A 1,810-nucleotide genomic window follows, 5' to 3' on the forward strand; every position below is an offset into this window, starting at 1 on the left:
CGGCCCTGCCGAGCGCGTGGCCATCGACCTGTCGGCGCCCAACCTGGCCAAAGAGATGCACGTCGGCCACCTGCGCTCGACCATCATCGGCGACGGCGTGGCGCGGGTGCTGGAGTTTCTCGGCGACACCGTGATCCGTCAGAACCACGTGGGCGACTGGGGCACCCAGTTCGGCATGCTGATGGCCTACCTGCAGGAAAACCCGATCACCAGCAACGAGCTGTCGGACCTGGAAAACTTCTACCGCGCCGCGAAGAAGCGTTTCGACGAATCCGAAGCCTTCGCCGACCGCGCCCGTGGCCTGGTGGTCAAGCTGCAGGCCGGTGACAAGGAATGCCTGGCGCTGTGGTCGCGCTTTCGCGAGATCTCGCTGGCCCACTGCCAGAAAATCTACGAACTGCTCAACGTCAAGCTGACCATGGCCGACGTCATGGGCGAAAGCGCCTACAACGACGACCTGATCAACGTGGTCAACGACCTCAAGGCCAAAGGCCTGCTGGTGGAAAGTAACGGCGCGCAGTGCGTGTTCCTCGAAGAATTCAAGACCGCCGAGGGCGAGCCGCTGCCGGTGATCATCGTCAAGGCCGATGGTGGCTACCTCTACGCCACCACCGACCTGGCCGCCGTGCGCTACCGCAGCGGTGTACTCAAGGCCGACCGTGCGTTGTATTTCGTCGACCAGCGCCAGGCCTTGCACTTCCAGCAGGTGTTCGAAGTGGCGCGCCGCGCCGGTTTCGTCACGCACCCGATGCACATGGAACACATGGGGTTCGGCACCATGAACGGCGCCGACGGCCGCCCGTTCAAGACCCGTGACGGCGGCACCGTGAAGCTGATCGACCTGCTGAACGAAGCCCAGGAACGTGCCTACAACCTGGTGAAGGAAAAGAACCCGGAGCTGGCGGACGCCGACCTGCGCAACATCGCTCGCGTGGTGGGCATTGGCGCGGTGAAATACGCCGACCTGTCCAAGCACCGCACCAGCGACTACAGCTTCAACTTCGAGCTGATGCTCAACTTCGAAGGCAACACCGCGCCGTACCTGCTGTACGCCTATACCCGCGTGGCCGGGGTGTTCCGCAAGCTGGGCAAGGACTTCAGCGAAGTGCAAGGGCAGATCGTGCTGGAAGCGCCCCAGGAACAGGAACTGGGCGCCAAGCTGGCGCAATTCGCTGAAGTGCTGAACAGCGTCGGCGAGAAAGGTACGCCGCATATCCTCTGCACTTACCTGTACGAAGTCGCCGGGCTGTTCTCCAGCTTCTACGAGAACTGCCCGATCCTCACCGCCGACGACGAAGCCCACAAGCAGAGTCGCCTGCGCCTCGCCGCACTGGCTGGACGGACCCTCAAGCAAGGCCTGGAACTGTTGGGCCTGGAAACTCTGGAGCGTATGTAAGTTGGCTGCCAAGAAAAAACCTGCACCCAAGCGCGGCGCCAGCCGCTACCAGGCACCGGCGAAGCAGCCTATTCCGGGCTGGCTGTGGATGGCCATCGGCCTCACGGTCGGCGCGTTTATCGTATTTTTGATGAAGCTGGACCCAGGCCAGGGCGATGACGTCAAACGGGTCAAACAGGAGCAGCAAAAAGCCTCGAAAATAGCCGAAGCCAACAAGACCGCCCCAAGCCCGACCGCGCCGGTGAAGCCGAAGTACGACTTCTACACGCTGCTGCCGGAATCGGAAGTGATCGTGCCGCCCGACGCCGTGCCGGAGAAAACCCTGCCGACGCCGCAAGTACCGACCACGCCGGTCACCCCGGCGGAAGCGGCCAAAATCGACACGGCACGGGCCCAGGCCGCGCTGGCCGGGAT

General features: G+C 63.3%; 1 protein-coding gene and 1 pseudogene. Both read left to right on the forward strand.

Annotated elements, in window-relative coordinates:
- Positions 1-1,396: arginine--tRNA ligase (argS, locus tag L9Z73_RS30020; protein WP_247408568.1), on the forward strand; the 1,396-nt coding region annotated here is incomplete at its 5' end.
- A 1-nt stretch (position 1,397) separates the two neighbouring features.
- Positions 1,398-1,810 (forward strand): annotated as a pseudogene (locus tag L9Z73_RS30025) (SPOR domain-containing protein); the annotation flags it as partial.

Source organism: Pseudomonas emilianonis, from assembly GCF_023072625.1.
Classification (GTDB): domain Bacteria; phylum Pseudomonadota; class Gammaproteobacteria; order Pseudomonadales; family Pseudomonadaceae; genus Aquipseudomonas; species Aquipseudomonas paraveronii.